Annotated in this window: 24 protein-coding genes and 1 pseudogene; 8 read left to right on the forward strand and 17 right to left on the reverse strand. The window is 66.1% G+C overall.

What is annotated here, in order from left to right; genetic code table 11:
• Positions 1–18: 18 nt before the first annotated feature.
• From EPN51_RS19120 to EPN51_RS19130, 3 genes are all read right to left on the reverse strand, one after another.
• On the reverse strand, positions 19–213 hold the full coding sequence (locus EPN51_RS19120) for a ferredoxin (RefSeq protein ID WP_293045425.1): 195 nt from the start codon (positions 211–213) through the stop codon (positions 19–21).
• Positions 214–224: 11 nt separating this feature from the next.
• Positions 225–902 carry a TetR family transcriptional regulator gene (locus EPN51_RS19125; protein ID WP_293045427.1) on the reverse strand — a complete coding sequence of 226 codons (678 nt, stop codon included), beginning with the start codon at positions 900–902 and terminating at the stop codon, positions 225–227.
• Between the two features lie 136 nt (positions 903–1,038).
• The gene (locus EPN51_RS19130; RefSeq protein ID WP_293045429.1) at positions 1,039–1,845 is read right to left on the reverse strand and encodes an SDR family oxidoreductase; all 807 of its coding nucleotides are present in this window, start codon (positions 1,843–1,845) and stop codon (positions 1,039–1,041) included.
• 203 nt (positions 1,846–2,048) lie between these two features.
• Here EPN51_RS19130 and EPN51_RS19135 point away from each other — a divergent pair, with 203 nt between their 5' ends.
• Both EPN51_RS19135 and EPN51_RS19140 read left to right on the forward strand, forming a co-directional pair.
• Positions 2,049–2,816, forward strand: coding sequence for an SDR family oxidoreductase (locus tag EPN51_RS19135; RefSeq protein ID WP_293045431.1), 768 nt, complete (start codon positions 2,049–2,051; stop codon positions 2,814–2,816).
• Positions 2,807–2,911 (forward strand): annotated as a pseudogene (locus tag EPN51_RS19140) (hypothetical protein); the annotation flags it as partial. The gene EPN51_RS19135 and the pseudogene EPN51_RS19140, both read left to right, overlap by 10 nt.
• Before the next feature lie 53 nt (positions 2,912–2,964).
• Here the strand turns inward: EPN51_RS19140 and EPN51_RS19145 are convergent.
• Genes EPN51_RS19145 through EPN51_RS19180 form a run of 8 tightly spaced genes read right to left on the reverse strand, consistent with a single transcriptional unit; the run spans position 2,965 to position 12,110 of the window.
• Positions 2,965–3,786, reverse strand: a complete 822-nt coding sequence (locus EPN51_RS19145; protein WP_293045432.1) for an alpha/beta fold hydrolase — start codon at positions 3,784–3,786, stop codon at positions 2,965–2,967.
• A complete protein-coding gene (locus EPN51_RS19150; protein WP_293045434.1) occupies positions 3,786–4,778 on the reverse strand; it encodes a cyclase family protein in 993 nt (330 codons plus the stop codon). Before EPN51_RS19150 ends, EPN51_RS19145 begins: the two co-directional genes overlap by 1 nt.
• A complete protein-coding gene (locus EPN51_RS19155) occupies positions 4,766–5,590 on the reverse strand; it encodes a coniferyl-alcohol dehydrogenase (RefSeq protein ID WP_293045437.1) in 825 nt (274 codons plus the stop codon). Before EPN51_RS19155 ends, EPN51_RS19150 begins: the two co-directional genes overlap by 13 nt.
• Positions 5,591–5,623: 33 nt before the next feature.
• Positions 5,624–6,925, reverse strand: coding sequence for an LLM class flavin-dependent oxidoreductase (locus EPN51_RS19160; protein ID WP_293045440.1), 1,302 nt, complete (start codon positions 6,923–6,925; stop codon positions 5,624–5,626).
• A gap of 2 nt (positions 6,926–6,927) precedes the next feature.
• Positions 6,928–8,655 (reverse strand): FAD-binding protein, encoded by a 1,728-nt coding sequence (locus EPN51_RS19165; RefSeq protein ID WP_293045754.1) that lies wholly within the window; start codon positions 8,653–8,655, stop codon positions 6,928–6,930.
• Between the two features lie 8 nt (positions 8,656–8,663).
• Positions 8,664–9,581 carry a 3-carboxyethylcatechol 2,3-dioxygenase gene (locus tag EPN51_RS19170; RefSeq protein WP_293045443.1) on the reverse strand — a complete coding sequence of 306 codons (918 nt, stop codon included), beginning with the start codon at positions 9,579–9,581 and terminating at the stop codon, positions 8,664–8,666.
• Positions 9,529–11,247 (reverse strand): bifunctional 3-(3-hydroxy-phenyl)propionate/3-hydroxycinnamic acid hydroxylase, encoded by a 1,719-nt coding sequence (locus tag EPN51_RS19175; RefSeq protein ID WP_293045446.1) that lies wholly within the window; start codon positions 11,245–11,247, stop codon positions 9,529–9,531. The genes EPN51_RS19170 and EPN51_RS19175 overlap by 53 nt, the downstream gene beginning before the upstream one ends.
• Positions 11,247–12,110, reverse strand: a complete 864-nt coding sequence (locus EPN51_RS19180; RefSeq protein WP_293045449.1) for an alpha/beta hydrolase — start codon at positions 12,108–12,110, stop codon at positions 11,247–11,249. The genes EPN51_RS19175 and EPN51_RS19180 overlap by 1 nt, the downstream gene beginning before the upstream one ends.
• Positions 12,111–12,236: 126 nt before the next feature.
• Here EPN51_RS19180 and EPN51_RS19185 point away from each other — a divergent pair, with 126 nt between their 5' ends.
• Positions 12,237–12,914 (forward strand): helix-turn-helix domain-containing protein, encoded by a 678-nt coding sequence (locus tag EPN51_RS19185; protein WP_293045452.1) that lies wholly within the window; start codon positions 12,237–12,239, stop codon positions 12,912–12,914.
• 26 nt (positions 12,915–12,940) lie between these two features.
• Positions 12,941–14,557: an FAD-dependent oxidoreductase gene (locus EPN51_RS19190; protein WP_293045455.1), complete on the forward strand. Its 1,617-nt coding sequence runs from the start codon at positions 12,941–12,943 to the stop codon at positions 14,555–14,557.
• 224 nt (positions 14,558–14,781) lie between these two features.
• Here EPN51_RS19190 and meaB read toward each other — a convergent pair whose 3' ends face one another.
• Both meaB and EPN51_RS19200 read right to left on the reverse strand, forming a co-directional pair.
• The gene (gene meaB / locus EPN51_RS19195; protein WP_293045458.1) at positions 14,782–15,669 is read right to left on the reverse strand and encodes a methylmalonyl Co-A mutase-associated GTPase MeaB; all 888 of its coding nucleotides are present in this window, start codon (positions 15,667–15,669) and stop codon (positions 14,782–14,784) included.
• A gap of 7 nt (positions 15,670–15,676) precedes the next feature.
• Positions 15,677–16,816, reverse strand: coding sequence for a thiolase family protein (locus EPN51_RS19200; protein ID WP_293045461.1), 1,140 nt, complete (start codon positions 16,814–16,816; stop codon positions 15,677–15,679).
• A 196-nt stretch (positions 16,817–17,012) separates the two neighbouring features.
• Here EPN51_RS19200 and EPN51_RS19205 point away from each other — a divergent pair, with 196 nt between their 5' ends.
• A complete protein-coding gene (locus tag EPN51_RS19205; RefSeq protein WP_293045464.1) occupies positions 17,013–17,876 on the forward strand; it encodes a proline iminopeptidase-family hydrolase in 864 nt (287 codons plus the stop codon).
• A gap of 22 nt (positions 17,877–17,898) precedes the next feature.
• Here EPN51_RS19205 and EPN51_RS19210 read toward each other — a convergent pair whose 3' ends face one another.
• From EPN51_RS19210 to EPN51_RS19220, 3 genes are all read right to left on the reverse strand, one after another.
• Positions 17,899–18,669, reverse strand: coding sequence for an enoyl-CoA hydratase/isomerase family protein (locus EPN51_RS19210; protein WP_293045467.1), 771 nt, complete (start codon positions 18,667–18,669; stop codon positions 17,899–17,901).
• Between the two features lie 63 nt (positions 18,670–18,732).
• Positions 18,733–19,815 (reverse strand): acyl-CoA dehydrogenase family protein, encoded by a 1,083-nt coding sequence (locus EPN51_RS19215; RefSeq protein ID WP_293045470.1) that lies wholly within the window; start codon positions 19,813–19,815, stop codon positions 18,733–18,735.
• Complete coding sequence (locus tag EPN51_RS19220; protein WP_293045473.1) at positions 19,802–20,707, reverse strand: acyl-CoA dehydrogenase family protein; 906 nt, start codon at positions 20,705–20,707, stop codon at positions 19,802–19,804. Before EPN51_RS19220 ends, EPN51_RS19215 begins: the two co-directional genes overlap by 14 nt.
• A gap of 240 nt (positions 20,708–20,947) precedes the next feature.
• On the opposite strand from EPN51_RS19220, the gene EPN51_RS19225 reads away from it, so the two are divergent.
• Entirely contained in the window at positions 20,948–22,126 is a 1,179-nt protein-coding gene (locus EPN51_RS19225; protein WP_293045476.1) for a transposase, read from the forward strand.
• Positions 22,127–22,142: 16 nt separating this feature from the next.
• Here the strand turns inward: EPN51_RS19225 and EPN51_RS19230 are convergent, their stop codons facing one another.
• A complete protein-coding gene (locus tag EPN51_RS19230; protein WP_293045478.1) occupies positions 22,143–23,546 on the reverse strand; it encodes an AMP-binding protein in 1,404 nt (467 codons plus the stop codon).
• A 125-nt stretch (positions 23,547–23,671) separates the two neighbouring features.
• Between EPN51_RS19230 and EPN51_RS19235 the strand changes: the two genes are divergently transcribed.
• Together EPN51_RS19235 and EPN51_RS19240 are read left to right on the forward strand one after the other, a co-directional pair.
• Positions 23,672–24,010: a 2Fe-2S iron-sulfur cluster-binding protein gene (locus EPN51_RS19235; RefSeq protein WP_293045755.1), complete on the forward strand. Its 339-nt coding sequence runs from the start codon at positions 23,672–23,674 to the stop codon at positions 24,008–24,010.
• A 21-nt stretch (positions 24,011–24,031) separates the two neighbouring features.
• On the forward strand, positions 24,032–24,346 hold the full coding sequence (locus EPN51_RS19240; RefSeq protein ID WP_293045481.1) for a DUF4286 family protein: 315 nt from the start codon (positions 24,032–24,034) through the stop codon (positions 24,344–24,346).
• The last annotated feature ends 35 nt before the right edge of the window (positions 24,347–24,381 follow it).

The raw sequence follows: 24,381 nt of genomic DNA on the forward strand, positions 1-24,381 counted from the left end.
CTCATTCCTCGCCGTATGTCATTCTTCGATGTGGATGGCCTGTGCGGGGCAGGCGGCCGCCGCCCGCCGCGCGCCCTCGGCCTGTTCGGACGTTGGATGGGGATTGAGCAAGACGACGACGCCGTCTTCGTCGCGCTGGTCGAACACTTCGGGCGCGTTCATGACGCAGTTGCCCGAGGAGGCGCAAACATCTTGGTCGACAGTCACTTTCATCTCTCAACCCCTTACTCGTGCGCCGTCACGGACGCCAGCCACAGGCCCACGATCGCGTCGATGAGGCCGGACGCCGCAGCCCGCCAGGAACGATGGGACGTCAACGCACTTGCGGCCAGCGCGCGTTCACGGTCGGCACAGGTGTGCATCAACAGGTTTCGAGCCATGATGTTGCGTTCGAAATGCACCTCGGCCGGCAATTCGGGCAGGCACCGGTTGACGCCCTCGACGACCTGCACCAGCGACGGCGAGCTGAGCGCGCCCTTGACGATGATGTTGTAGTACGCGGGATCGGTCATCGCCTGCGCCGCGAACCGCGCGTACCACGTCGGATTTCCGAGCTCCTCGAGGTGATCGGTGAGCGGCCGCACCAGACACGCCACCCAGTTGCGCAGTTCGGCGTCCCGGCCAGCGGCGGTGCCCGATTCCAGCAATTCGTCGACCATCTGCTCGCGTAGCTGCTCGACGGGTCCGCGGTGCTTGCGCTCGATGGCGCGCACCAGGTCGGCCTTGGTGCCGAAGTGGTAGCCGACCGCGGCGTTGTTGCCCTGACCGGCGGCCTCACTGACCTGCCGGTTGGACACCGCGAACATGCCGTGCTCGGCGTACAGCCGTTCGGCGGCCACCAAGATCGCCTCTTGGGTGGAGCTGGCCCGCTCGGTGCGCACAGTCCGGCTGACGGTGGTCATTGCGCCAGTCAACCGCGCGCCGAGCTTTAAGTCAAGCGATTGATTTAAATGAGAATCCTTGGTTGCGGGGCCTCGGCGTGGACGCCGGCGCCCGAACGTGAGCGCATCGTCACGCTCGGGATCCTGAGGCGCCTTGTCAGCCCTGCCGCTTGGGCCGAACGACCTTGCCCGCCACCGTCCCACCGTCGACCGGCAGCACGGTCCCGGTGACGTAGCGCGACCGGTCGGTGGCGAAATACAGCGCCGCCTCGGCGACGTCGTCGGGCGTGCCCTCGCGCTTCAGCGGCCGGTCATCGCGCATCCCCTGGCGAATCCGCGCCTCGAATTGCTTCAGCTGTTCGGGGTCCATGCCGGCCGCCGACTTCCCCAAAATCGGCGTGGGTATGCTGCCCGGCGCGATGGCGTTGACTCGAATCTCGTGGTATGCCAACTCAATTGCGGCGGCCTTGGTGAACTGGATGACCGCCGCTTTGGACGCACGGTAGATCATCACACCGCCGCCGGCCTGGATCCCGCCGATCGAGGTGATGTTGATGATCGACCCGCCGCCGTGTTCGGCCATGTGCCGCGCGGCATCTCGGGTACCCGCCATCACGCCCAGCACATTGACGCCCATCACGCGGTGGAAATCGGCGAGGTCGTCGTCGAGCAGTTTTCGCAGGGGGCTCGAAATCCCGGCGTTGTTCACCATGACGTGCAGACCGCCGAACTTCTCGACGGCCCCGGCTACCAAGGCGCCCACCTGTTCGGGGTCGGCAACGTCCGTCTGCCGGAAGGCGGCGTTGGTGCCGAGCGATATCGCCAGTGCCTCGCCTCGGTCGGTCTCGACGTCGGCGATGACGACGCGCGCGCCCTCCGCCACAAAGCGCTCCACGAGGCCTCGACCGATGCCGGACGCACCGCCGGTGACGATGGCGACCTTGCCCTCGAGTTCGTTAACCACCCGATGAGTTAATCGGGGTCGCGAGCGTTAAGTCAAACAGTTGATTTAAGACGCTGCGGGGCGCGATGCTCGATCGTCTGGCGTCAAACGCCCGCTTGGCCCGTTGAGTTCGGCATGACTTCGGGCTTTCCAGGGTTCCCACCCGCCAGTGCACGGGCCATGCTGAAGAGGCCAGTTCATCGGGAAGCTTGAAAGGCGAGATCATGAAGGTTTTGGTAATCGGTGGCAGCGGCCTGATCGGATCGCAGGTTGTCGCCCTGCTCACCGAGCAGGGGCACGAAGCGGTCCCGGCGTCACCGAGCACCGGCGTCAACGCCGTGACCGGCGAGGGTCTCGCCGCGGCCGTCGCCGGTGTCCACACGGTGGTGGACGTCTCCAACTCGCCGTCCTGGACCGATGACGAGGTGCTGAATTTCTTCACCACCTCCACCCGCAACCTCCTCGAGGCGGAGCGGGCCGCCGGCGTGCAGCATCACGTCGCGCTCTCGATCGTGGGGGCCGACCGGGCGGCCGCGAGTGGCTACATGCGGGCCAAGATCGCCCAGGAAAAGGTGATCGTGGAATCGGGAGCTCCGTTTACGATCGTGCGGGCTACGCAGTTCTTCGAATTCATTGGGGGCATTGCCGATTCGATGACCGACGGTGACACGGTCCGCGCGCCGCATGCGGCGTTTCAGCCCATCGCGGCCGCGGATGTGGCCACGGCCGTCGCCCGCGCTGCGATCGGTGACCCGGTCAATCGGGTGATCAACATCGCCGGCCCGGAGAAGCGGGGTATGGACGACTTCATCCGGACCCGGTTCGCCGCGACTAGCGATGCCCGCCGGGTGGTGACCGACCCGGATGCGCAGTATTTCGGTGCGGTGCTCGACGAGCGCATGATCGTTCCCGTCGAGGGCGAAGAAGTGACCCTGTACCCCACCACGTTCGGCGATTGGCTGGCTTCGCAGGTGCGCAGCACCGCCAAGTAAAAGCCGGGGGCGCGCACAGCGCACCCGACCCGCAATTCCAGCCGAGCGAACTCACCCAGCGCGTGGGCACCGCCACGATGTTCACCGCCACAACGCCTATCACCAGGTCGCCGGGATGGAGACGCGCCTGGACTACGTCTTCTAACAATCACACCGTGCTCAGAAAATCCATCAGCAACTGGTTGACCGCCGCCGACTGCTCGATCTGGGGGCAGTGCCCGGACCTGTCGATCACCACCGAACGGGCACCGTCGATCTGCTTGGCGATCTGGGCCGCCCAGCCGCCGGGAAGGAGCTTGTCGTCTCCGCCTTCGACGACAAGCGTTGGCGCGCCGATGCGTTCGTAGGCGCGCGTACTCGACGGGGCCGAGGACGGCGTGGCCCCGGGGCGACGGAACCTGGCCGCGGCGATCGCCTCCCACGCCCCCGGCGCGGTGCCCGACTCGTGGCGGCGCCGCACGTAGTCGTCGTCGGCGGGGTAGGCGGGGTCGGAAAACAGCGCTTCGACGATGCGGCGCATGGCCGGCAGCGTGGCGTCATAGTTCTGCAGCGCTTCGAAATGCTGATTCTGCTGGATCTCGCCGCCCCCGCAGATGATCACCAGGCTACGGATCGGCAGCAGCGGCGTCTCCGACGTGCTGTCGGTGAGCAGGTTGATGGCTCCCATCGAATTGCCGACGAAGTGGGCCGAGTCGACGCCGAGCAATTCGCAAAACCGCGCGACGTGGCGGATCCGCATCCCGCGGCCGTCGACGAAGTCGATCACCTTGGCCGAACTTCCGTATCCCAGCATATCCGGGGCCAGCACCCGATAGCGTGCAGCGAGCGCGGAAATATTGCGTTCCCAACCAAGTTCGGCACTCGCGCCGAACTCACCGCCGTGCAAGAGCACCACCGGCTCGCCCTCGCCCGCTTCCAGGTAGCCGGTGGAAAGGCCGTCCACCGACATGGTTTTACGCTGAAAGTCCATCATTTGATCGCTATCGGGTTGACCGGGGATCCCACTGCACCAACGACTCTCAGCGGCGGGGCGACGAGCTGGAATTCGTAGACGCCATCGGCGGCGCAGTCCTCGGCCAGCGCGGTGAGATCCCAGTACTCGCCGAACATCATTCCCATGTCGCGCAGGCAGAGCAGATGCAGGGGCAGGAATACGCCCTCTACTCCCGAGACCAGGTCCTCGACCTGCAGGTTGTCGGCAGCGACGGCGGCGACCTCGTGGTCGTGCAGCCACGCGGCGCAGCCCCAGTCCAGTCCGGAGAAGGGCTCGGTCTTGTCCCCGGTCTGGGCGAACCTCGTCCACCAACCGGTCCGGATCAACACGATGTCACCGCGTTCGATCCGCACGCCCTGCGCGCGTGCGGCATCGTCCAACTCTTCGGGTGTGATCGGATTCCCCTGCTCGAGAAAGACTTCCGCATTCCGGTGACGGACCATATCCAGCAGCACGCCTCGCGACGTAATGCCCTTGCCGTCGACCTTGTCGATTCCGCAATGCACGGCGCCCATGCTGGTCACCGAATCCGCTCGGAAGCCGTTGTAGAGCTGCTCGTCGTAGTAGACGTGCGACAGCGCGTCCCACTGACTTGCCGCCTGCAACGGCATGATGATCAAGTCGTCGTTGAAGCGGAACGGATTGTCGTCGCCCATGTAACTGCTGAGCTGTTGGGCTATTGGGTTGCGCGCCCAGCCGGGGCCGTACTGGGCCAGCGTCTTCGCGTCGCCGCCATCGATGGTCATGATATGGACGGGGTTGTGCCGATATTCGAAGGCGCCCTGCGGGCCCGACGCACCGAAGTCCACGCCGAGCGGAAAGACCCTGCCGTGTCGGACCAGGCTCGCCGCCTGGGCGATCTTTTCCGTGGTGATGAAGTTCAGCGTGCCGAGCTCGTCGTCGTCACCCCAGCGGCCCCAATTCGAGACGTCACGCGCCACCCGCCGAAAATCAGTCAAGTCGGCCACGGGGCTCCTTCCTCGAGCTCACGAGCGATCGCGGCACCGACGTTTCCGCCGTCGACCCACACAACTTGGCCCGAAATATAACTGGCCGCACGGCTATTCAGGAAGAGCAGCACCGCCGCCTGCTCCGCGGGTTCGGAAACGCGGCCGAGCGGTTTGGGGATGTCGTCGAGGAAGCCCTGCCCGTATGCCGTGCGCAGCTGGTCCAGGATCGGTGTCTCGGTGACCCCCGGCCCGGTGCAGTTGATGCGGATCCCCCGAGCGCCCAGCGGCGTGGCGCTGCGCATCGTGTAGAGGATGATCGCTTCCTTGGACAGCTGATAGCCATTGCCCAACTCGTCGGGATGGGCGGCACACCACTGGATGCCCTCCCGCATGGACGCGGTGTCGAGCAACGGCGCGACCTCATGCAGATGTTCCCGGTAGGCGACCGCCGCGAGCGAGGACACGCTGACGATGGAGGACCCCGCGGCCATCTTCGGGATGAGCGCCTCGGTGACGTGGCGCAACCCCAAGAAGTTGATCGTGGCAACCAGTGACGGGTTGCCGACCCCGGACGACACGCCGGCGACGTTGAAAAGCGCGTCGACACGCCCGCGGATGGACCCTACGGCACCGTCGATCGACTCCGGGTCGGCGAGGTCCACCTCATGAAACTCATTGACCTCGAACGGCGGTCGGCGCTTGTCCAGCCCGACCACCTCGGCGCCGAGCTCGGTGAGTTGCCGTACCACGTGTTCGCCGATACCCGAGGCGCATCCGGTCACCACCGCCCGGCGGCCGTCGTAGCGCCACAGCTCGTCGATCTCTCCCAAGGCTCGCCCCGAAATCCTGGTAGAACTCAGGCTCTACTTCTGCTGTTCCTTTGCCCGCTGCGCCGCCTGGACGCGGCCCTCGTTGATCTCCGCCATCGCTTCGGGGATCTCGCTGGCGGTGAACTTACCGCCACGACCGGTGGGCAGTCCACCAAACGAGTAATCCTCGTCGAACTGCGGTGCCGTCGATTTCGGTCGACGCGCCTCCACCTTTTCGATCACGGGCGCGAGCCTGGTGGCCTTGTCGGCCACGGCCTTTGCGTCACGCTCGATGAACTCGGGAAGCACCTCTTTGCCCATCAACTCGATGGATTCCATGGTGCCCTCGTGGCTGCGCGGGTTGAGCAGCAGGATGATCTCGTCGACGCCGCTTTCTTCGTAGCCGCGCAGGAATTCCCGCACCGTGGCCGGCGACCCGATGGCGCCCCGCCCCGGCCCGTACGCCAGAGTCGGATCCTTCTCGACCTCTTCGAGATACCGCTTCCACACTCCGGTCCGCCCGGGCGTGTGCACCCCGGTCATGTAGTAGTGCATGATGCCGAACGAGAAGAACCCGCCGCCCTGCCCGAGCCGCTGCAGCGCCTGCTCGTCGGTCTTGGCGACCATCATCGACAGGTCACCGCCGATGGCGAGGATGTTCGGGTTGATGCGCGGGGTCACGGGGACGCCGTTCTCTTCGAATTCCTTGTAGTAGCCGTTGACCCTTTCGGTCAGTGGGCCGGGGCCGGTGTAGGCGAAACTCAAAGCCCCGATGGCTTTTTGGGCGGCCATCTGCACGCTGGCGGGTCGCGTGCAGGCGACCCAGACCGGCGGATGCGGCTTTTGCAGCGGCTTGGGAACGACGTTGCGCGCTGGCATCTGGACGTGTTCGCCGTTGAATCCGCTGAACGGCTCCTCGATCATGCAGCGGATCGAGACTTCGAGGGCCTCCTCCCACTGCGCCCGCTTGTCGGCGGGGTCGATGTTGAATCCGCCGAGCTCACCGACCGACGACGATTCCCCGGTGCCGAACTCGACGCGGCCGTTCGAGAGCAGGTCGAGGGTGGCGATGCGTTCGGCGACCCGGGCGGGGTGGTTGACCACGGGCGGCAGGTGCATGATGCCGAACCCGAGCCGGATGTTCTTGGTCCGCTGGCTGGCCGCGGCCAAGAAGATCTCCGGCGCCGTCGAGTGGCAGTACTCCTCGAGGAAGTGATGCTCGGTCAACCACACGGTGGAGAAGCCCGCTTTGTCGGCGGCCTCGACCTCGTCGAGGCAGTCCTGCATCATGACGTGCTCGTCGTCCGGCGCCCAGGGTCGCGGCAAAGCGAATTCGTAGAACAGCGAGATTTTCATTGTTACCTCCTATGAGTATTAACGGCTCGATTGGGTGCTTGGGCCGCAACGTGTTTCGCCGCGACATAGCCGAAGGTCATGGCTGGGCCGATGGTCGCGCCGGCACCGGCATAGCTGCGGCCCATCACCGGCGCGGACGTGTTGCCCACCGCGTAGAGTCCCGGCACCACGGTGTCATCGGTCCGCAGGACGCGGGCATGTTCATCGGTGCGCAGGCCGCCCGAGGTTCCGAGGTCCCCGAGAACGATTCGGAAGGCGTAATACGGCGGATCACCCAGTGGATACAAGTTCGGGTTGGGCAATGTGTGATCGCCGTAGTAGTTGTCGTACACGCTGTCGCCGCGGTTGAAATCGTCGTCGTGGCCCTTGCGGGCGAGTTCGTTGAAGCGGCCGGCGGTTTCGGCGAGCTGGCCCGGGGGCACGCCGATCTTGCCCGCCATCTCTTCCCATGTCCTGGCGGCCTTCACGACACCCGATTCCAGCCAGGCCGGTGGAATCTTGCGACCGGTGGGCACCGGCGCCAGCGGGATTTTCGGTATCGGCAGGTGTCCCCCGACAACGTAGCGATTGAACGACCTGTGGTCGGTGATCAGCCAGCACGGGATGTGGGTGACGCCGGACCTCTGGCCCTCGATCATGGCGTGGCCGAAATCCATGTACGGGGCCGCCTCGTTGATGAACCGCTTGCCGGCGCCGTTGACGATGAACTGCGCCGGCATCATCCGTTCGTTCAGCATGAATTGCATGCGGCCGTCCGGCCATTGAATCGCCGGGAACCACCAGGCTTCGTCGAGCAGATCTGTCGCGGCGCCGATCTTTTGTGCCGCGCGGATGCCGTCGCCCATCGCCGCCGGATTGCCGAAGCTCCAGTCCTGGTCCACCTCGGGCAGAAGCTCTTTGCGCCAGGCGAGGTCGTGGTCGAACCCCCCGGACGCCAGGATCACGCCCAGCCGTGCGCCGATCCGCTGGGTCTTGCCGCCGGATTCCACCACCGCGCCGGTCACCACTCCGTCGGAGTCGGTGAGCAGCCCGACCATCGGCGAGTCCAGCCACAGCGGGATGCCGCGCTCCCGCAGCGCCAACCTGAGCCTGGCCGCCAGCGACTGTCCGATCGCGGCCATCCGCTCGCCGAACACCCTGGCCCTGACCATCCGGGCGATCAACTTGAGCAGCACGCCTTTGCCGGCCCAGGACTGGCGGATCCGATAGAAGGTCCGCAGCTCCTTGGGGCCCAACCAAATACCTCTGGGCGCCAGCGCCAACGGCTGCAGCAGCTGCTGCTCATCTGCGCCCATCTTGCGCAGGTCGATGGGCGGCACGTTGATGGTGCTGCCGAGCTCCGAGCCGCCGGGTAACTCCGGATAATAGTCGGCATACCCTGGCTTCCAGACGAATTCGAACCAGCCGGACAGTTGCTCCAAGAACTGCAGCATCTGCGGCGCCGTCTCGACGTATTGCCGTATGCGCGCCTCGCTGACCAGGCCGTCGGTGATCTGCCTGAGATATCCCACCACGCCCTCGGGTGAGGGCGCATAGCCCTCCCGGCGCTGCGCGGGCGCGCCGGGTACCCAGATACCGCCTCCGGAGAGCGCGGTGGAACCCCCGAAGTGGGAGGACTTTTCGACCACCAATGCGTCGAGCCCGGCGGCCTGGGCGGTGAGGGCGGCCGTCATGCCGCCACCGCCTGACCCGACGATGAGTACGTCGACAACATGATCGAAATCGTCCACTACGTCGGTCATTTCGGAAGTGCCGTTCTGATGGCGAAACCGGCGATCAGTTCGGGAGCGGGTTTGTAGTAGCGTCCGGTGGTTTCGTAGGGCCCCGCGGCTTCCAGCGCCGCGAATGCCGCCACCCAGGTGCGGATCTCGTGTGCGGAGCTACCGCCCTCGTTGGCCACGAACGAGTTCGACCACTGATCCAATTCGCTGAGCCATCCACCGTCGACGATCTCCAGGAATCGGTGGTCCCATGCCGGGTTGAGTGGTTGTAGGCCACTGTCCCCGGCGGCAAAGCTTTTGGCCGCGTCGATGACGGCCGCCTGCCGGGTCTGGCGCTGCTCCGGTGTCATCGGCCGGCCGTGCACGATCCGTTCCAGCACGGGCGCAGGCGCGGTCGCCAAGGTCGGCACGGGCGGACTGTGCGAGAGCCCGCCTGATCCCAGTAGCAGGACTCGTTTATCCAGGCCGGTCAGATAGGCGCCGGCGGCGGCACCGAGTGCTCGGCACCGATGCATCGGCCCCAACGGGATTCCGATCGCATTGACGAAAATCGGGATCACCGGACGCGAAGTGGCGGCACCGAAAAGCTTTTCGAGCGGCTGGACCGTGCCGTGGTCGACGTCCATGCTGGCCGACACCGCGATGTCGACCCCCGCGTCGAGGACGGCTTTTGCGCAGTCGAGGGCGAGCTCCTCCGGCACGTCCAGCGGGCCGGCATGGGTGCCGTAGTCACCGACTCCGCTGGCGTTCGTGCCGATGCAGAACGGCGGCATCACCTTGTAGAAGAACCCGTTGTAGTGATCCGGGGAAAAGGCGACGACGAGTTCGGGATCGAAGTCTTCGACGAATCTGCGCGCTTCGGCGATTGCGCCTTCGATGTCGTCAAGCAGGTCCTGCGACGGCCCCGGAAGACTCAGGAGCGGGCTGTGCGACATACAGCACAGAGCCAGTGCCACTTTGCAAATCACCCCCTTGCGGCCTCAGGGTCAGCGCGTCAAGGAGCGCGGCGCTCAGGTCAGGAGTGCGCTGAGCGATGCAGGCGCCCGCGATGCATCGATCGGGACGCAGGAATAACACCGATTCGGAATGGGTGTCGAACCACGATTTGAGGTCACCGCGCCGGTCGCCGACGACCACGACGTCGGGATCGTCATGGTCGGTCCAGTGCAATTGTGTCGCCGGCCGCAGCGCAAAGAAGCGGGCACCCAAGGCTTTCCAGTTTGCGAATGCGGCCTCATCGAGGAGTTTGCGGGGGTTGTTGTTCCAGCACAGCACGGCGAACCAGGTGCCGAGCACGTCGTCGAGCAGTACATCCTGCTGGTCTCTGGTGTCGACGCGGGGCTGGATGAACAGCGTTCCCACCGGCGAATCGGCACTGCCGGGTGCAGCGTGCACGACGGCCCCGTGCTCGTAGCGGGGCATGGGCTTGAACCGCATTTCCAACACATATCGTTTGAGCGACGGCACGATTGACGCCGACCGCACGAGCAGGTCACGCGCTCCGGCCACCCGACGATTGGTCGGCGAGATCACGCGGCCCACCATGGTGGACAGGTCGATCATCGCGCGCGCGTGCTTGCGGCGCTCCACGTCATAGGTGTCCAGCAGCTTGTCGTCGGCCCGGCCGCTCAGCACCGCCGCGAGCTTCCAGCCCAGGTTCGCCGCGTCGCGGATCCCGCTGTTGTAGCCCTGCCCCTGCCAGACCGGCATCAGGTGCGCGGCGTCGCCGGCGAGCAGCAGCCGGCCCCGGCGGAACGCGCCGGCGATCCGCGAGTGGTGGGTGTAGACCCGGCGCCGGATCACATCGACCCGGTCGGGGTGCGGCACCATCCGGCCCAGCATCTGGTGCAGGAATGCCGGATCCTCCGCCTGCTCGTCGGTCTCGTCGGCGTGGATCATGAACTCGAAGCGGCGAATACCGTGGGCGATCGAGATCGAGGCGTACGGGCGTTCGGGGTCCGCGCCGACCTCACTGTTCGGGTGCCCGAGCGGGTCGTTGGCGATGTCGACCACCAGCCAGCGCGTCGACGACGTCGTCCCGTCGAACGACACACCCATCACCCGGCGCGTCATGCTGCGGCCGCCGTCGCAGCCGACCACGTAGCGTGCCCGCAGTCGTGATGTGGTGCCGTTGTTCTCGGCGCCGCCACCGAGCTCGACGGTGACCCCGTCGGCGTCCTCCTGGCACCCCGCCATCGGGCTTTCCCACCGCACCTGGACGTGTTCGAATCGGTCCAGACCGGCCAGCAGTTCCGCATCGACGAGCGGTTGCACGAATCCATTTCGCTTCGGCCAGCCGAAACGCGCATCGGGCGGGGCCATTTCGGCGAGCACTCGGCGCTTGGCGTCCATGAAGCGCAGAATCTGGTTGGGCACCGTGTGCGGCAGCACCCGGTCGGCGAGCCCGATCGACTGGAACGTGCGCAAGGCCTCGTCATCGAGTCCCACCCCGCGCGGGTAGTCGATGAGGCTGTCCCGCTCTTCGACCACGACCGTGCGGATGCCTTGCAGGCCAAGGATGTTGGCCAAGGTCAAGCCGACCGGGCCCGCACCGACCACGAGTACGTCGGTGTCGGGTGCCTCTTGCCCCGGTGCGGTCATCAGCGGCCCAGCAGGAAATCGAGGTGCAGGCGATTGAAGGTCTCGGCGTCCTCGTACTGAGGCCAATGGCCGCACCCGGGCATCACTTCGAAGCGCGCATCGGGGATCATCGACGCGATGCGGCGGCCTTCGGTGACATCGGCGGTCGGGTCGTCACTGGTCCAGAGCACCAGCGTCGGTGCGACGATCGCGCCGTATTCGGCCGGACCGAGGATGTTGCGCGCCCGAATCTCCGGATCCTGCAACGCCATGATGTCGCGCATGGCGGAGACGAATCCCGGTTGGCGGTAGACGCGCTGGCGACTGGCAACCAGGTCGTCATAGTCCCGGGACTTGTCGGCCATCAGCCATTTGATCCGCGCTTGAACCGTTTCCCAGGTGGGGTCCTCGGCGGCCGCCATGGAGAGGGTGATAATCCGTTGCATCACAACGGGGTCGGCCTGGGAGCCGCCGGCGGTATTGAGGACCAGGCGGTCGACTACGTCGGGATGGTCGACAGCGGCGCGGGAAGCGACCCAGCCGCCGAGGGATTCGCCGCTGATGCACGCGTGATCGACACCGATGGTGCGCAGCACGGCCATCAGGTGCTCGACGTAGTGGCGGACTTCCAGCGGGTGACCCGGCTTGTCGGTGTAGCCGTGGCCCAGCATGTCGATCGACCACGTCCAGAAATGATCCGCGTGGGCCGCCAGGTTGCGGACGTAGGCCTCGGCGTGACCGCCAGATCCGTGCAACAGAATCAGCACCGGCTTGCCGGGGTCCCCGGCCCGTAGGTAGCGGGTCCGTATTCCTCCGGCGTCGAGGTAGCCCTGTTCAAACGCGACGCTCTGGAGATCGCTCCATACGCTCTCGAACTCCGTCACGGTTCTGTCCGGCCTCCAGATCGGGGAAATCTCGTTCTCGTTTTCGGCTTACTTCGTGTGCTAATATCGCACACTGATGTGCGTTATATATAGAGCTTCGCTCTCGCGGGAAGGTCTGTCAAGGCGGTGACGAGTTCCGGGACCGGGTCGCAAACCCTGGCCAGGGGGCTCACCGCGCTGCAGATGGTGGCCGACTCCCCCACCGGGCTCACGGTGCAACAGCTCGCCGATCAGGTCGGGGTGCATCGCACCATCGCCTACCGATTGCTGACGACGCTGGCCGAGTTTCGGCTGGTGGCCAAGGGAGAAGACGGGCGCTACCGGCCCGCGGCCGGACTCGCCGTGCTCGGCGCATCCTTCGACCGCAACGTGCGCCAACTGAGTCTGCCGACGCTGCGCGCGCTGGCCGACGATCTCGGCACGACGGTGTCGCTGCTCATCGCCGAGGGCGACCAGCAGGTGGCGATCGCGGTCATCGTGCCCAGCCACGTCGCCTACCAGCTTTCCTTTCACGAAGGCAGCCGCTACCCGCTGGACCGCGGCGCCGCCGGAATCGCCTTGCTCGCGTGCATGCCCCCGCGCCCGGGAGAGCGCGAGCTGGTCTCGCGGGCGCGCAAGCGCGGCTGGGTGACGACGTACGGCGAGATCGAACCGAATACCTACGGCCTGGCCGTGGGGGTGCGCCGCCCGGCGCCGTCCCCACCCACGTGCATCAACCTCATCTCGCACCGAGAAGACGTCGTAATGCGCGGGAAAGACGCGGTCGTCAAGGCCGCCAAGCAGTTGGCCGAGCTCCTGAGCTAGCCACTGAGCTGAAGGGATAGCAGTCGATGTCATGGGACCACGAAGTCGATGTCGTCGTGCTCGGCAGTGGCGGCGCCGGCCTCACCGCCGCGCTGGCCGCGGTCGTGGCGGGCGCATCGGTGGAGGTCTACGAAAAGGCCGCGACCGTCGGTGGGACCACCGCCGTGTCGGGCGGCATCGTGTGGATCCCCGCCCATAACCGTTCTCCTGACGGAGATTTGACGCGAGCGGACGCGTTGAGATACCTGCGTGCCCAGTCGCTCGGCTCGATGGACGACGAGTTGGTCGAAACGTTCGTGCGCACCGGTCCGGCGATGCTCGACTTCATCGAGGCACACAGCGGCCTGCGCTTCGAGATCGCCACCGGCTTCCCCGACTATCGGCCCGAGCTGCCCGGAGGACAACCGACGGGTGGGCGATCGCTCAGTGCGGCTCCCTTCGATCTGGCTCAACTGGGCGAATGGGCAACGCAGATAACGTCTTTCCCGCCAGACTGGTCCAACGTCGGTTTCGATGCCGAGACCAGGGCACGCCTGCACGCGGCGATCGACGAACGCACCGGCCATCTGTGCGTCGCCGGCACGGCACTGATCGCGGGACTGCTAAAGGGTCTGCTGGACGCCGCGGTGACACCGCACGTGAACGCGCGCGCCGAAGAACTCATTGCCGAGGGCGGAGAGATCATCGGAGTGCGCGTCGCCCTACCGGAACGCACGATCAGCGTTCGCGCCCGGCGCGGGGTCATCCTGGGTACCGGCGGTTTCGAGTGGGATCCGGCTCTGGCACAGGCCTTTCTGCGCGGCCCCATGCACGGCGCGGTCTCTCCCCCGAACAACACCGGCGACGGGCTGCGCATGGCGATGGCCCAGGGGGCCGACCTGGCCAACATGGGCGAAGCGTGGTGGGTACCGATCGTCCAAATCCCCGGCGACACCATCGAGGGCAAGCCGCGCAGCCGCAGCGTGCGTCTGGAAAGAACGCGACCGCGCAGCATCATCGTCAACTCCGCGGGGCAGCGCTTCGTCAACGAGGCGTGCGACTACAACTCGATGGCCGGCGCCTTCCATTATTTGGATCCTCGCGGCGGGTACGTCAATGATCGCGGATGGATGGTGTTCGATTCGGTTCACCTGCAACGCTATGGATTTCTTGGTATCGAACCGGGACAACCCGTCCCGGACTGGTTCTGCGAATCGGCGGACCTCGCCGAGTTGGCCGCCAAGACGGGCATCGACCCTGACGGTTTGACCCGCACCGTCGAGAACTTCAACCGCCACGTGGCGGCCGGTGAAGACCCCGAGTTCGGGCGGGGTTCCAGCGCCTACGACGGCTACTGGGGCGACGACAGCGCGACCACACAGGCCGGTAAGACGCTCGGCCCCATCGACACCGCCCCGTACTACGCGGTACCGGTGAGCATCGGTGCGATGGGCACCAAGGGCGGCCCGCGCACCGATCACGACGCGCGCGTTCTGCACGTCGGCGGCGAGCCGATACCGGGGCTGTTCGCCGCCGGCAACGCGATGGGCGGGGCGACCGGCCGGGCTTACGGCGGCGCCGGCGGAACCCTCGGTCCGGCAATGGTTTTCGGGTATCGCGCGGGCCACGCGGCCGCCACCGGGAAGTCTGTCGACCTGAAATAGCCGGGGGCGAGCGCCGAGCGTGGGCGATTACGGCGCCGCGTACCCAACCAATAGGTGAGTCTGATGTGTGATCGCGCCGGTGACAGCACAAACGAAACTCACCTCATGCCAGCCAAACTGGTACTCACGTGACTCGTGTGTCCGCCGACGCCGTCGCGGTCGAGCGCGCCGGAGCGGTCAGTTCTTGAGCGACACCTCGAACGGACGCGGGTGCCCACCGGCCGTCAGTCCGTCTGAGGCGTGGACGGTGAGATCAGCCGCTCGGCCGCCGTGTAAGGATCCCACTCGCCGTCGACGACCGCCTCGGCGAGCCGGTCGAGATCCGGCCGGGTCCGCAGCCGGGTTTGAGCCAGCGACAGGATCTGCGCACGGGCGCGGGCCAGCCGGCGGGCGCGGCTGTCGGTGCGGCGGTGGTCCTCGATGGCGGCCATCAGGTCCTCGATGCCCTCGCCCCGGGCGGCGATCAGCGGAACGATCGGGGCGCTGGTTTCGGCCCGGAGATCGCGGACGGTCTGTTTGGCACCGTCCCGGTCCGCCTTGTTGACAGCCACGATGTCGGCGACCTCCAGTACCCCGGCCTTGGCGGCTTGAACCGCGTCGCCCGCACCGGGATTGAGAATGACGACGGTCGGGTCGGCGACGGCGGCGATCTCGATTTCGGACTGTCCCACCCCCACCGTCTCGAGCAGGACGACGTCATAGCCGATCGCCCCCAGCAGGCGGATGGCGGCCGGGACCGCGGCGGCCAGCCCGCCGAGGTGGCCTCGGGTCGCCACCGAGCGAATGAGCACGTCGGAGTCGTTGATGTGCGCGGCCATTCGAATTCGATCCCCCAACAGCGCGCCACCACTGAACGGTGACGACGGGTCCACGGCCAGCACCGCCACCCGGCAGCCACGCGCGCGGTAGGCGCCGACCAGGGCGGCGACCGTCGTCGACTTGCCCGCGCCCGGCGGCCCGGTGATGCCGATGACCGGCCCCACGCGCTCCGGTGCCGGTCCGAGGGCCCCCAGGACCTCGTCGCGCTGCTCACCCTCGACGAGGCTGAGCAGCCGACCCGCCGCGCGGGGAGATCCGTTGCGCGCGCGGTCAATCAGGTCAGCGATCGTCATGTACGCATTATGGAGCCGCGACCTCGATCACCGTCGCCGAACCCATTCCACCGCCCGCGCACATCGCCGCGACCCCGATGCCGCCGCCGCGGCGACGCAATTCGTGCACCAGGGTGACCAGCATCCGGGCTCCGGTCGCCGCGACGGGGTGGCCCAGCGAGCAGCCGCTGCCGCTGACGTTGACCTTGTCGGGGTCAAGGTCGAGAAGCTTGATGGTGGCCACGCACATCGCCGCAAAGGCTTCGTTGATTTCGAAAAGGTCCACGTCGGAGGCCGAAATTCCCGCGCGCCCAAGGGCTTTCGGAATCGCCTCGACCGGCGCCAGGCCGGTGATCGCCGGGTCGACGCCGACCGACGCCCAGGACCGGACGGTGGCCAGCGCGGGCAGCCCGAGCCGGTCGCTGGCGATCGTCAACACCGCAGCGCCGTCGTTGGCGCCGCAGGCATTGCCGGCGGTGATGGAGAAGCCCTCGATTTCCGGGTGCAGCGGCTTGAGTGCGGCCAGCTTCTCCATACTGGTGTCGCGGCGCGGGTGTTCGTCGACCGAGAACAGCCCGTGCGGGGTGTCGATGGGGACGATCTCCTCTTTGAAGCGACCTTCGTCGATCGCGGCGATGGCATTGCGGTGCGAGCGCAGCGCCCAGGCGTCCATCTCCTCGCGGCTCACACCGGCTTTCACGGCGGCGTTCCAGCCGACGGTGATCGACATGTCCATGTTGGGTGCTTCGGGGCGGTCCGGGTGGGTCGGGGGGAACCAGTCGACCCATTCCCCATCCACCTGTATCCGCGACCGCGGCGACGTGGATGCCGAGTTCACTCCGCCGGCGATGACGAGTTGATCCATGCCCGCCCGGACGCTCGCCGCCGCGCTCTGTACGGCCGCCTGGCCCGCCGCGCAGTGGCGATTGTTGGCCAGGCCGGGCACCTGGGTCAGGCCCGCGGTGACGGCCGCGTGGCGGGCCAACACGCCGCCGCCGTAGAGGCCTTCGCCCAGGATCACATCGTCGACCTGCGCCGGGTCCAGGTCCTTCGCCGCCTCGGTGACCACGTGGTGCGCCAGGTCGAGCGCGCTGGTGTCGCGTAAGGTCCCCTTGCGGGCGGTGCCGATGGGGGTGCGCAGGGCGGACACGATGACGGCTTCAGGCACGGGTCTTCTCCAATTCAGCCAGCAGGTACGGGACGGTGAGAGCCATCCACACCTTGACGAGAATCATATTCTCGCATTACGAGAGTATGAGTCGCAACAAGCATGGCTCCGCGAGCCGACGCAGAATCGCACATAGCTGCGCCGGATTGTGCGATTCTGCGTCTGCTCACCGATCAATCAGGAGGCACAGGCAGCTATGCAGGGGACAATCGCGGTCCCGGGTGGCGACGTGTGGTTCAAGCGGACCGGCGGCGGGGCGGGTCTTCCGCTACTCGTCGTCCACGGCGGGCCGGGCTTACCGCACGACTACTTACGGTCACTCGGGCGGTTGGCCGCGCAGCGCGAAGTCATCTTCTGGGATCAGCTTGGCTGCGGAAACTCCAAATGCCCACCAAGCCCCGAGCTTTGGACGATGGATCGCTCGGTGGCCGAGGTCGATGCCGTGGTGCGGGCCCTGGCCCTGGAAAGCTTTCACCTGTTCGGCAACTCCTGGGGCGGGATGTTGGCCCAGCAGTACATGCTCGACGCAAACCCTTCGGGCGCCGCCAGCCTGACCATCTCGAACAGCATCGCGTCCATACCCGAGTTCGCGAACATGGTGGCGCGCTTGAAGTCCGAGCTGGATCCGGCCACGCAGGCAGCCATCGACCGTCATGAAGCTGCCGGCACGACGTCCGCGCCCGAATACCAGGCCGCGATACGAACCTGGAACGAAACCTACCTTTGCCGGGTCCGTCCCTGGCCGCGAGAGCTCGAGGACGCGTTCCGAAACATGGGCGCCGAAGTCTTCGAGACGATGTTCGGCCCCAGCGATTTTCACATCGTCGGAACGATCCGGGACTGGGATGTGCTCGATCGGCTCAACGAAATCGCCTTGCCGACAATGGTGCTCGCGGGACGCTACGACGAATGCGTGCCGGAACACATGTGGGAAATGCACCAGCGCATAGCGGGTTCACGGTTCGAGCTGTTCGAGTCCAGCGCTCACATGCCGTTCATCGAGGAGCCGGACAAGTTCGACGCGGTAATGCGCGACTTCCTGCGCCGCCACGACACCTGAGGCCGCCCGCGCGGCAAGACCCTCAGTTTTTCTTGGCCGCGTTGAATTTCGCGACGTTGGCACGGAAGTCCTCGGTCACGAATGATTGGCTCTCGGCCGACAGCGCGTAGTCCAAACTGGCGAGCACGGCCCGCTCCAGATGAATATTGAGCACGCGCTTGGTGCTTTCGACCGCCTGCTGCGGCAGCTGCAAAATCTTTTTCGCGCAGCTGAGTGCCTCGGCAACGGGATCCTCGACCACATGGTTGGCCAGTCCGAGTTCGACGGCGCGCTGCGCCTTGATGCGGGTTCCGGTCAGCGCGAATTCCTTGGCGAGCAGCAGGCTGATATGCAGCGGCCAGGTCAGCGGCCCGCCATCGGCCGCCACCAGCCCCACCTGCACATGCGGGTCGGCCAGATAGGCATCCTCGGCGATGTACACGATGTCGCTGAGCGCGACCAGGCTGCAGCCCAGCCCAACCGCGGGTCCATTGACGGCCGCTACCACGGGAATTCGGCAGCGCGCCATGCCCAGTACGATCTCGCGACCGTCCCGGATGGTCTTGGCGCGCAGCTCAGCATCGTTCGCCAGCTCCTCCAGATACGTGAAATCGCCGCCGGCCGAGAACGCCCGGCCGGCACCGGTGATCACCGCGGCGCGGGCCGTCGGGTCGTCGGTCAATCGCTGCCACAGCCGCGCGAGCCCGACGTGCAGGTTGTCGTTGACCGAGTTGAGCGAATCCGGCCGGTTGAGGGTGATGATGCGCAGCGCGCCGTCGGCCTGGACGTCGATTTCGGTAGGCATGTCGTACACGTCAGACTCCTTCGATGGTCGTGATCCGCTTCACCCGGGCTTCGCCCGCGTTCGCGATCATTCCTACAATCCCAAGATTCGTGAGGCGATGATGTTCTTCTGAATTTGCGATGTCCCGCCCATGACACTTTGCGCCCGGCTGTACAGGTAGGCGCTCAGTAGATCGGGATCGCGCGTCCCCGCGACAGCAAGAGCCGCATGCCCGACGGATTGTTCCACCCAGGTCATCAGCAGCTTGTCCAGCGAGCCCTCCGAGCCGTGCGACACCCCGTCGAGTTGTTCGGACAGCCGGCGGCGCACGTGATGGGTCAGCATGTCCGACTGGACCGCGGCCCACGCCAGCTCTTCGGGCACTTCACCGTCGTTGCGCGACAACAGCTCTCGCACGATCTTGCCGTAACGGGCGGCATAGCCGAGCGTGGAGGGCTCGCGCTCGTGCCCGACGACCGTCATGGCCACCGCCCAGCCGTCGCCGGGAGCGCCGATCATCCGGTCCGCCGGGACCGTGGCGTCGTCGAAGAACACCTGACCGAATTCGTTGGTCACCCCGTTGATCATCCGCAGCGGACGCTGTTGCACGCCAGGCTGTTTCATCTCCAGGACGAACGCCGACAAGCCGCGGTGGCGCTTGGCCTCGGGGTCGGTGCGCGCCAGCAGCAGACACCAGTCGGCCACATCGGAATAGCTGGTCCAGATCTTGTGCCCGTTCACCACATACTTGTCGCCCTCGAGGCGAGCGGTGGTGGTCAGCGACGCCAGATCCGAGCCGGCACCGGGCTCGCTGAAGCCCTGGCACCAGCGTTCACTGCCGTTGATGATGCCGGGCAGGAAGCGCTTGCGTACCTCGTCGCCGGCGTGCTCGCCGATGCCGTACACCAGATAACCGACGCTCGGGCGCGGCGGCGCGCCGGCACGCACCAGCTCCTCGTCGACGATGACGTCGTAGACCGCGGCCAGGTCCTGCCCGCCCCAATCGCGCGGCCAGGACAGGCCGAAAAAACCGTTGTCATACAGGGCGCGATGCCAGTCGGCCATCCGCGCCCAATATTCGTCTCCCGAGCCGGAAAACTCCTTGGCGTGCGCCGAAAGCCACGCGCGCAGCCGCTCGCGGAAGGCGGCCTCGTCGGGTGAGTCACGAAAGTCCAAGATCGATCTCCTTCAACGCGACCGGCCACAGCTCGGTCGAGGTCAGCGCGCGGCGCAGGTAGACGTGCGCCACGCATTCCCAGGTGTTGCCGATGCCGCCGTGCACCTGAATGGCCGTCTCACAGACGGTTCGGGTGGCGCGCGCGCAGTAGACCTTCGCGATTTGGGCGGCCCGGATGGCTTCGGCGGGGGCCAGCTCGTCGACCGCCCACGCGGCATGCCGCAACACACTCACCGAACCTTCAATCAGCGCAAGGCTTTCGGCCAGCAGGTGCGCGATGGCTTGATAGGATCCGATCTGCTTGCCGTACTGCTCGCGGATCTTGGCGTAGTCGCAGGCCACTGCGTGCGCGCCCCGGGCGATGCCGACCAGGTCCGCCGTCGTCGTGACGAGCGCGAGCGCCCGCCACTGCTCGGCAACCTCAGACGAGACCTCGCCCAAGGTCACCGGCGACCCCACCATCGTCGCGTCCGCCCGCGTCAGATCGACACCATCCGGCAAGGCCTGCACATCGACGGCCAGCACCGCACCATCCGAGAGCGACAGGGCGCGTCGGGCTCCCCGGGCGTCGATCACTCGGTCGTCGACGGCGACGGTCGTTCCCGACGCGTCTTCGCCGATGTGGCGGGCCAGATCGTCGGCCAGCACCGGACCGAGGAACGGTGTGTCAATCAGCCGGCGTCCGAATTCCTCGGCCACGATCGCCACTTCGACGCCCGAGGCGCCGTCGGAACGCAACGACCGCCAGCCGGTGGATCCTATCTGCTTGTCCAGGCGCGTGATTCGGGTCTGGTCGTCGAGGTCCTGCACCGCTGCCGGTCCGAGGTCGTCGGCCAGCTTGGCGGCGGCATCGCGTAATTGCTGTTGTTCAGTTGTCAGACGTACATCCATTTAAAACTCCTCGCGAGGACGCGCGGTGGCGTCGGAGAGGGTCGACTCCCTAGGCCACGGCATCAGCCTGAAAGTTGTCGGTGGTGTTTCGTATGGTTCGGGCATGTGTGTTCCTCGATTTCGTCGATGTTTGGGCGAGTTCATGCCGCCCGATCTGTACGAGCGCTGCCACCTGTACCGGTGGCCAACTCTTAGTGATTGGTCGAGAGGTAGCGACGAGCGCCGACGGGACGCAGTCGTGTGAGGCGCGCTTACAAATTTCGAATGCGCCCAACAGCGCGCCAACACGTCAGATTGGCGGCGTGTTTGGACGCCCATCGCGAGTTGTATAACGCCGCCTTGCAGGAGCGTCGGGATGCTTGGGTACAAGGGCGAACCAGGATCGCGTACGAAGACCAAGCCGCACAACTGACCGAGATACGTGTTGTTCGCTCGGATATAGCGGTGTGGTCCTATTCGAGTCAACAAGCCACATTGCGTCGGCTCAACAAGACGTTTGAACTCTTCTTCCATCGATTGAAAGCTGCTGGTAAGGCTGGATACCCGCGATTCAAAGGCCCCGGTCGATTTGACAGCGTGGAGTGGCCGAAAGACGGTGACGGAGCCCGCTGGCATGCCGATAAGAAGCGCGTCTATTTGCGAGGTATTGGACAGGTCAAGGTCACCGCGCACCGGGAGGTGCTCGGGCGGGTGAAAACGATCCAGATCCGCCGGCAGGGGCGCCGATGGATGCTGGTTCTTTCTTGCGACGACGTCCCTCGCAACCCTTTGCCTCCCACCGGACGGCAGGTCGGTGTCGATCTGGGGATCGCAAACTTCGCCATCACCTCCGACGGCAGCCACGTCAGCAACCCACGGTGGGCGCGCAGTGCAGCACACAAACTCACGGAAGCGCAGCGACGGTTTACTCGTGCTATGCGTGGCTCCAATAACCGGGCTCGCAAAGGCGAGATAGTGGCTGCCCGGCAGCGCAAGATCGCCAATGCTCGGCGCGACTACCACCATAAGACTGCCCTGCAAATCGTAAGGTGTTATGACTTGATCGCTTTGGAGCACTTGGCCATCGCAAACATGATTTGCCGCGCCAAACCTGTGCACGGCTCCGAGCCGCAACGACCATTCTTGCCCAACGGCGGCGCCGCCAAAACGGGGCTCAACAGAAGCATCGTCGATGCCGGCTGGGGACAATTCATCACGATTCTGCGTGCCAAAGCGGAAGACGCTGGGCGCATCTGCATCGTGGTCAACCCCCGCAACACCTCCATCTGCTGCGAAGCCTGCGGGCATACAGCTAAGGAAAACCGCGCCACTCAAGCGGTATTCATCTGCAGAGCATGTGGACACACCACGCAGGCCGACGAACAGGCTGCGCGCAACATCCTTCGGGCCGGACTGGCCCTTCATGCCACGATTGCATGAAAAGAAGCTGGCGGCTTCAGTCGTCAGAGAAGTCACGGCGCTCCTTCAGCACTCGGCGCAGCACCTTGCCCGAGGGCAGGCGGGGAATTTCGGGCACAAACACGACTCGGCTCAGATGTTTATAGGACGCCAACTTCTCGTCCACCAGGGCGGTCAGTTGGGTCGCGTCGACGGGTTCGGCGGCCGCGACCGCGGCGACGATCGCTTCGCCGTTGATTCCGTCGGGAATCCCGAACACCGCGCAGTCTTTGACCGCCGGATGACCGTGCAGCACCGTCTCGATTTCGGCGGGGGCGACCTGGAAACCGCGGACTTTGATCATTTCTTTGAGACGGTCGGTGATCCGCAGCCAGCCTCCGGTGTCGAGCGAGCCGACGTCTCCGGTCCGATACCACCCGTCGCGGATCGCCTCGCCGGTCGCGTCGGCCGGCAGGTAGCCGGCCATGAGCGACGCCGATCGGGCCTGAATCTCACCGACCTCACCCGGGCCGACCGGCTCGCTGGTCTCCAGCGAAACGACCCGCAGGTCCACACCGGGCACCGCCCGTCCGACGGTGTCGAGCCGCGCGTCCTCGATCGGATTACAGGCGATGACGGGCAATTCCGTGGTCCCGTAGGCGGGTATCCAGCGCACGCCGGTACGTCGGGTCACCGTCTGCGCGACGTGGGTATTGACCGGCGTGGCCCCCCACATGATGTAGCGCAGCGACGACAGGTCATAGGACTCGAGGCTCGGGTGTGAGGCGATGGCCAATGCGATCGGCGCGACCGCCATTTCCACTGTGATGCGGTCACTTTCGATGTAATGCAGCACCCGATCGATGTCGAATCGGGGATGCAGCCGCACGCAGGCGCCGGCCTTGAGGGCGGTCAGCAGGTTCAGCAGCCCGAGAATGTGTGACGGTGGCGTGGCAACTTGTATCCGATCGCGCTGCGTCAACCGCAGCGCGTGGCGCCAGTGCCGCACCGCCTCGTCCAGCGAGGCGTGGGTGTGCCGGACGGCCTTGGGCAGGCCGGTGGTGCCGGAACTGAACACCAGCGCCGCGTCGGCCGCAGAGGGCGGCAGAGAACTGGCGGCCGCCTCGGCCGGCGGGACCGGCTCGTCCAGGTGCAGCATCGGCATCAGGCCGGCCAGCACCGGGTGGTCCCCGACGGCGTGCGCGGGCCCCGTCAGCGCGAGCGCGTGGTCGACCTCGTCGCGTTTCCATGCGGGGCTGATGAGCACGGCCGCCGCGGCGAGCCGCCAGATCGCGAGCACGACGGCGAGGAACTCGGGCCGGTTGGAGGACATGACCGCGACCCGCTGACCCGCCGTCACACCGTCTTTTGCCAGGGCCGCGGCCCATCCGTCGGCCAAGGCGTCGAGTTCGGGCACGCTGAATCGCCGTTCCTCGAACACGAGCGCCGCCGGCTCGGTCACGTCCCGTCCTTCCCTGACAGACCGGGCTGACCCGACATCCATACAAGTCTTGAGAAGATGCTATCGCTTCACGAGAATAGTATTCTCTATACTGAAGAATGCAAGTACGGGAAGGGGTGGTCTACGTGACGGTCACCCGGATCATCGAGGAGACCCCGCGGGTGACAGATCCGGCCACAAACGGTTCCGGCACCGGAACGGTGACGATTCATCTCAACCGCAAGAAGGTGTCGGTGCCCAGGGTGCCGGGCGAGACGATCTTGGAGAGCGCGCGCCGGGCCGGGCTGGAGCCGCCGTTCAGTTGCGAGGCAGGAAACTGCGGTACGTGCATGGCCAAGCTTGAAGAGGGCCACGTCACCATGCGGGTCAACGACGCTCTCGAACCGGACGAGGTCGCCGAGGGCTACATTCTGACGTGCCAGGGCGTTCCGGATACGGACGCGGTCACGGTGCGCTACGAGTAGCAGCCAGGAGAGGTTTCCAAGATGGCCAAAGGCATCATCCTCGTCGAGAGCAGGCCCAGCTCGCCCGAGCGGGAAGCGGAGTACAACACCTGGTACGACGAGGTGCACCTGGGTGAGCTGGTGGCGCTGGACGGATTCGTCTCGGCACGCCGGCTGCGACCCGTCGACGGCGACGGCCCCTACATGGCCATCTACGAGATCGAGGGCGACGATCTGCAGGCGATTCTGGACGGCATGGTCGCCAACGCCGGCCAGCTGCACATGTCCGACGCCCTGCAGCTGGACCCGCCACCCATTCCACGACTGCTCGAGACCACCACCCTGTGCAGCGGCTGACCGAGCTCACGTCGCGCACGGCAGAGGAGCGCATT

It is taken from the genome of Mycobacterium sp. (assembly GCF_004298145.1).
In the GTDB taxonomy this organism is placed as follows: Bacteria; Actinomycetota; Actinomycetes; order Mycobacteriales; family Mycobacteriaceae; genus Mycobacterium.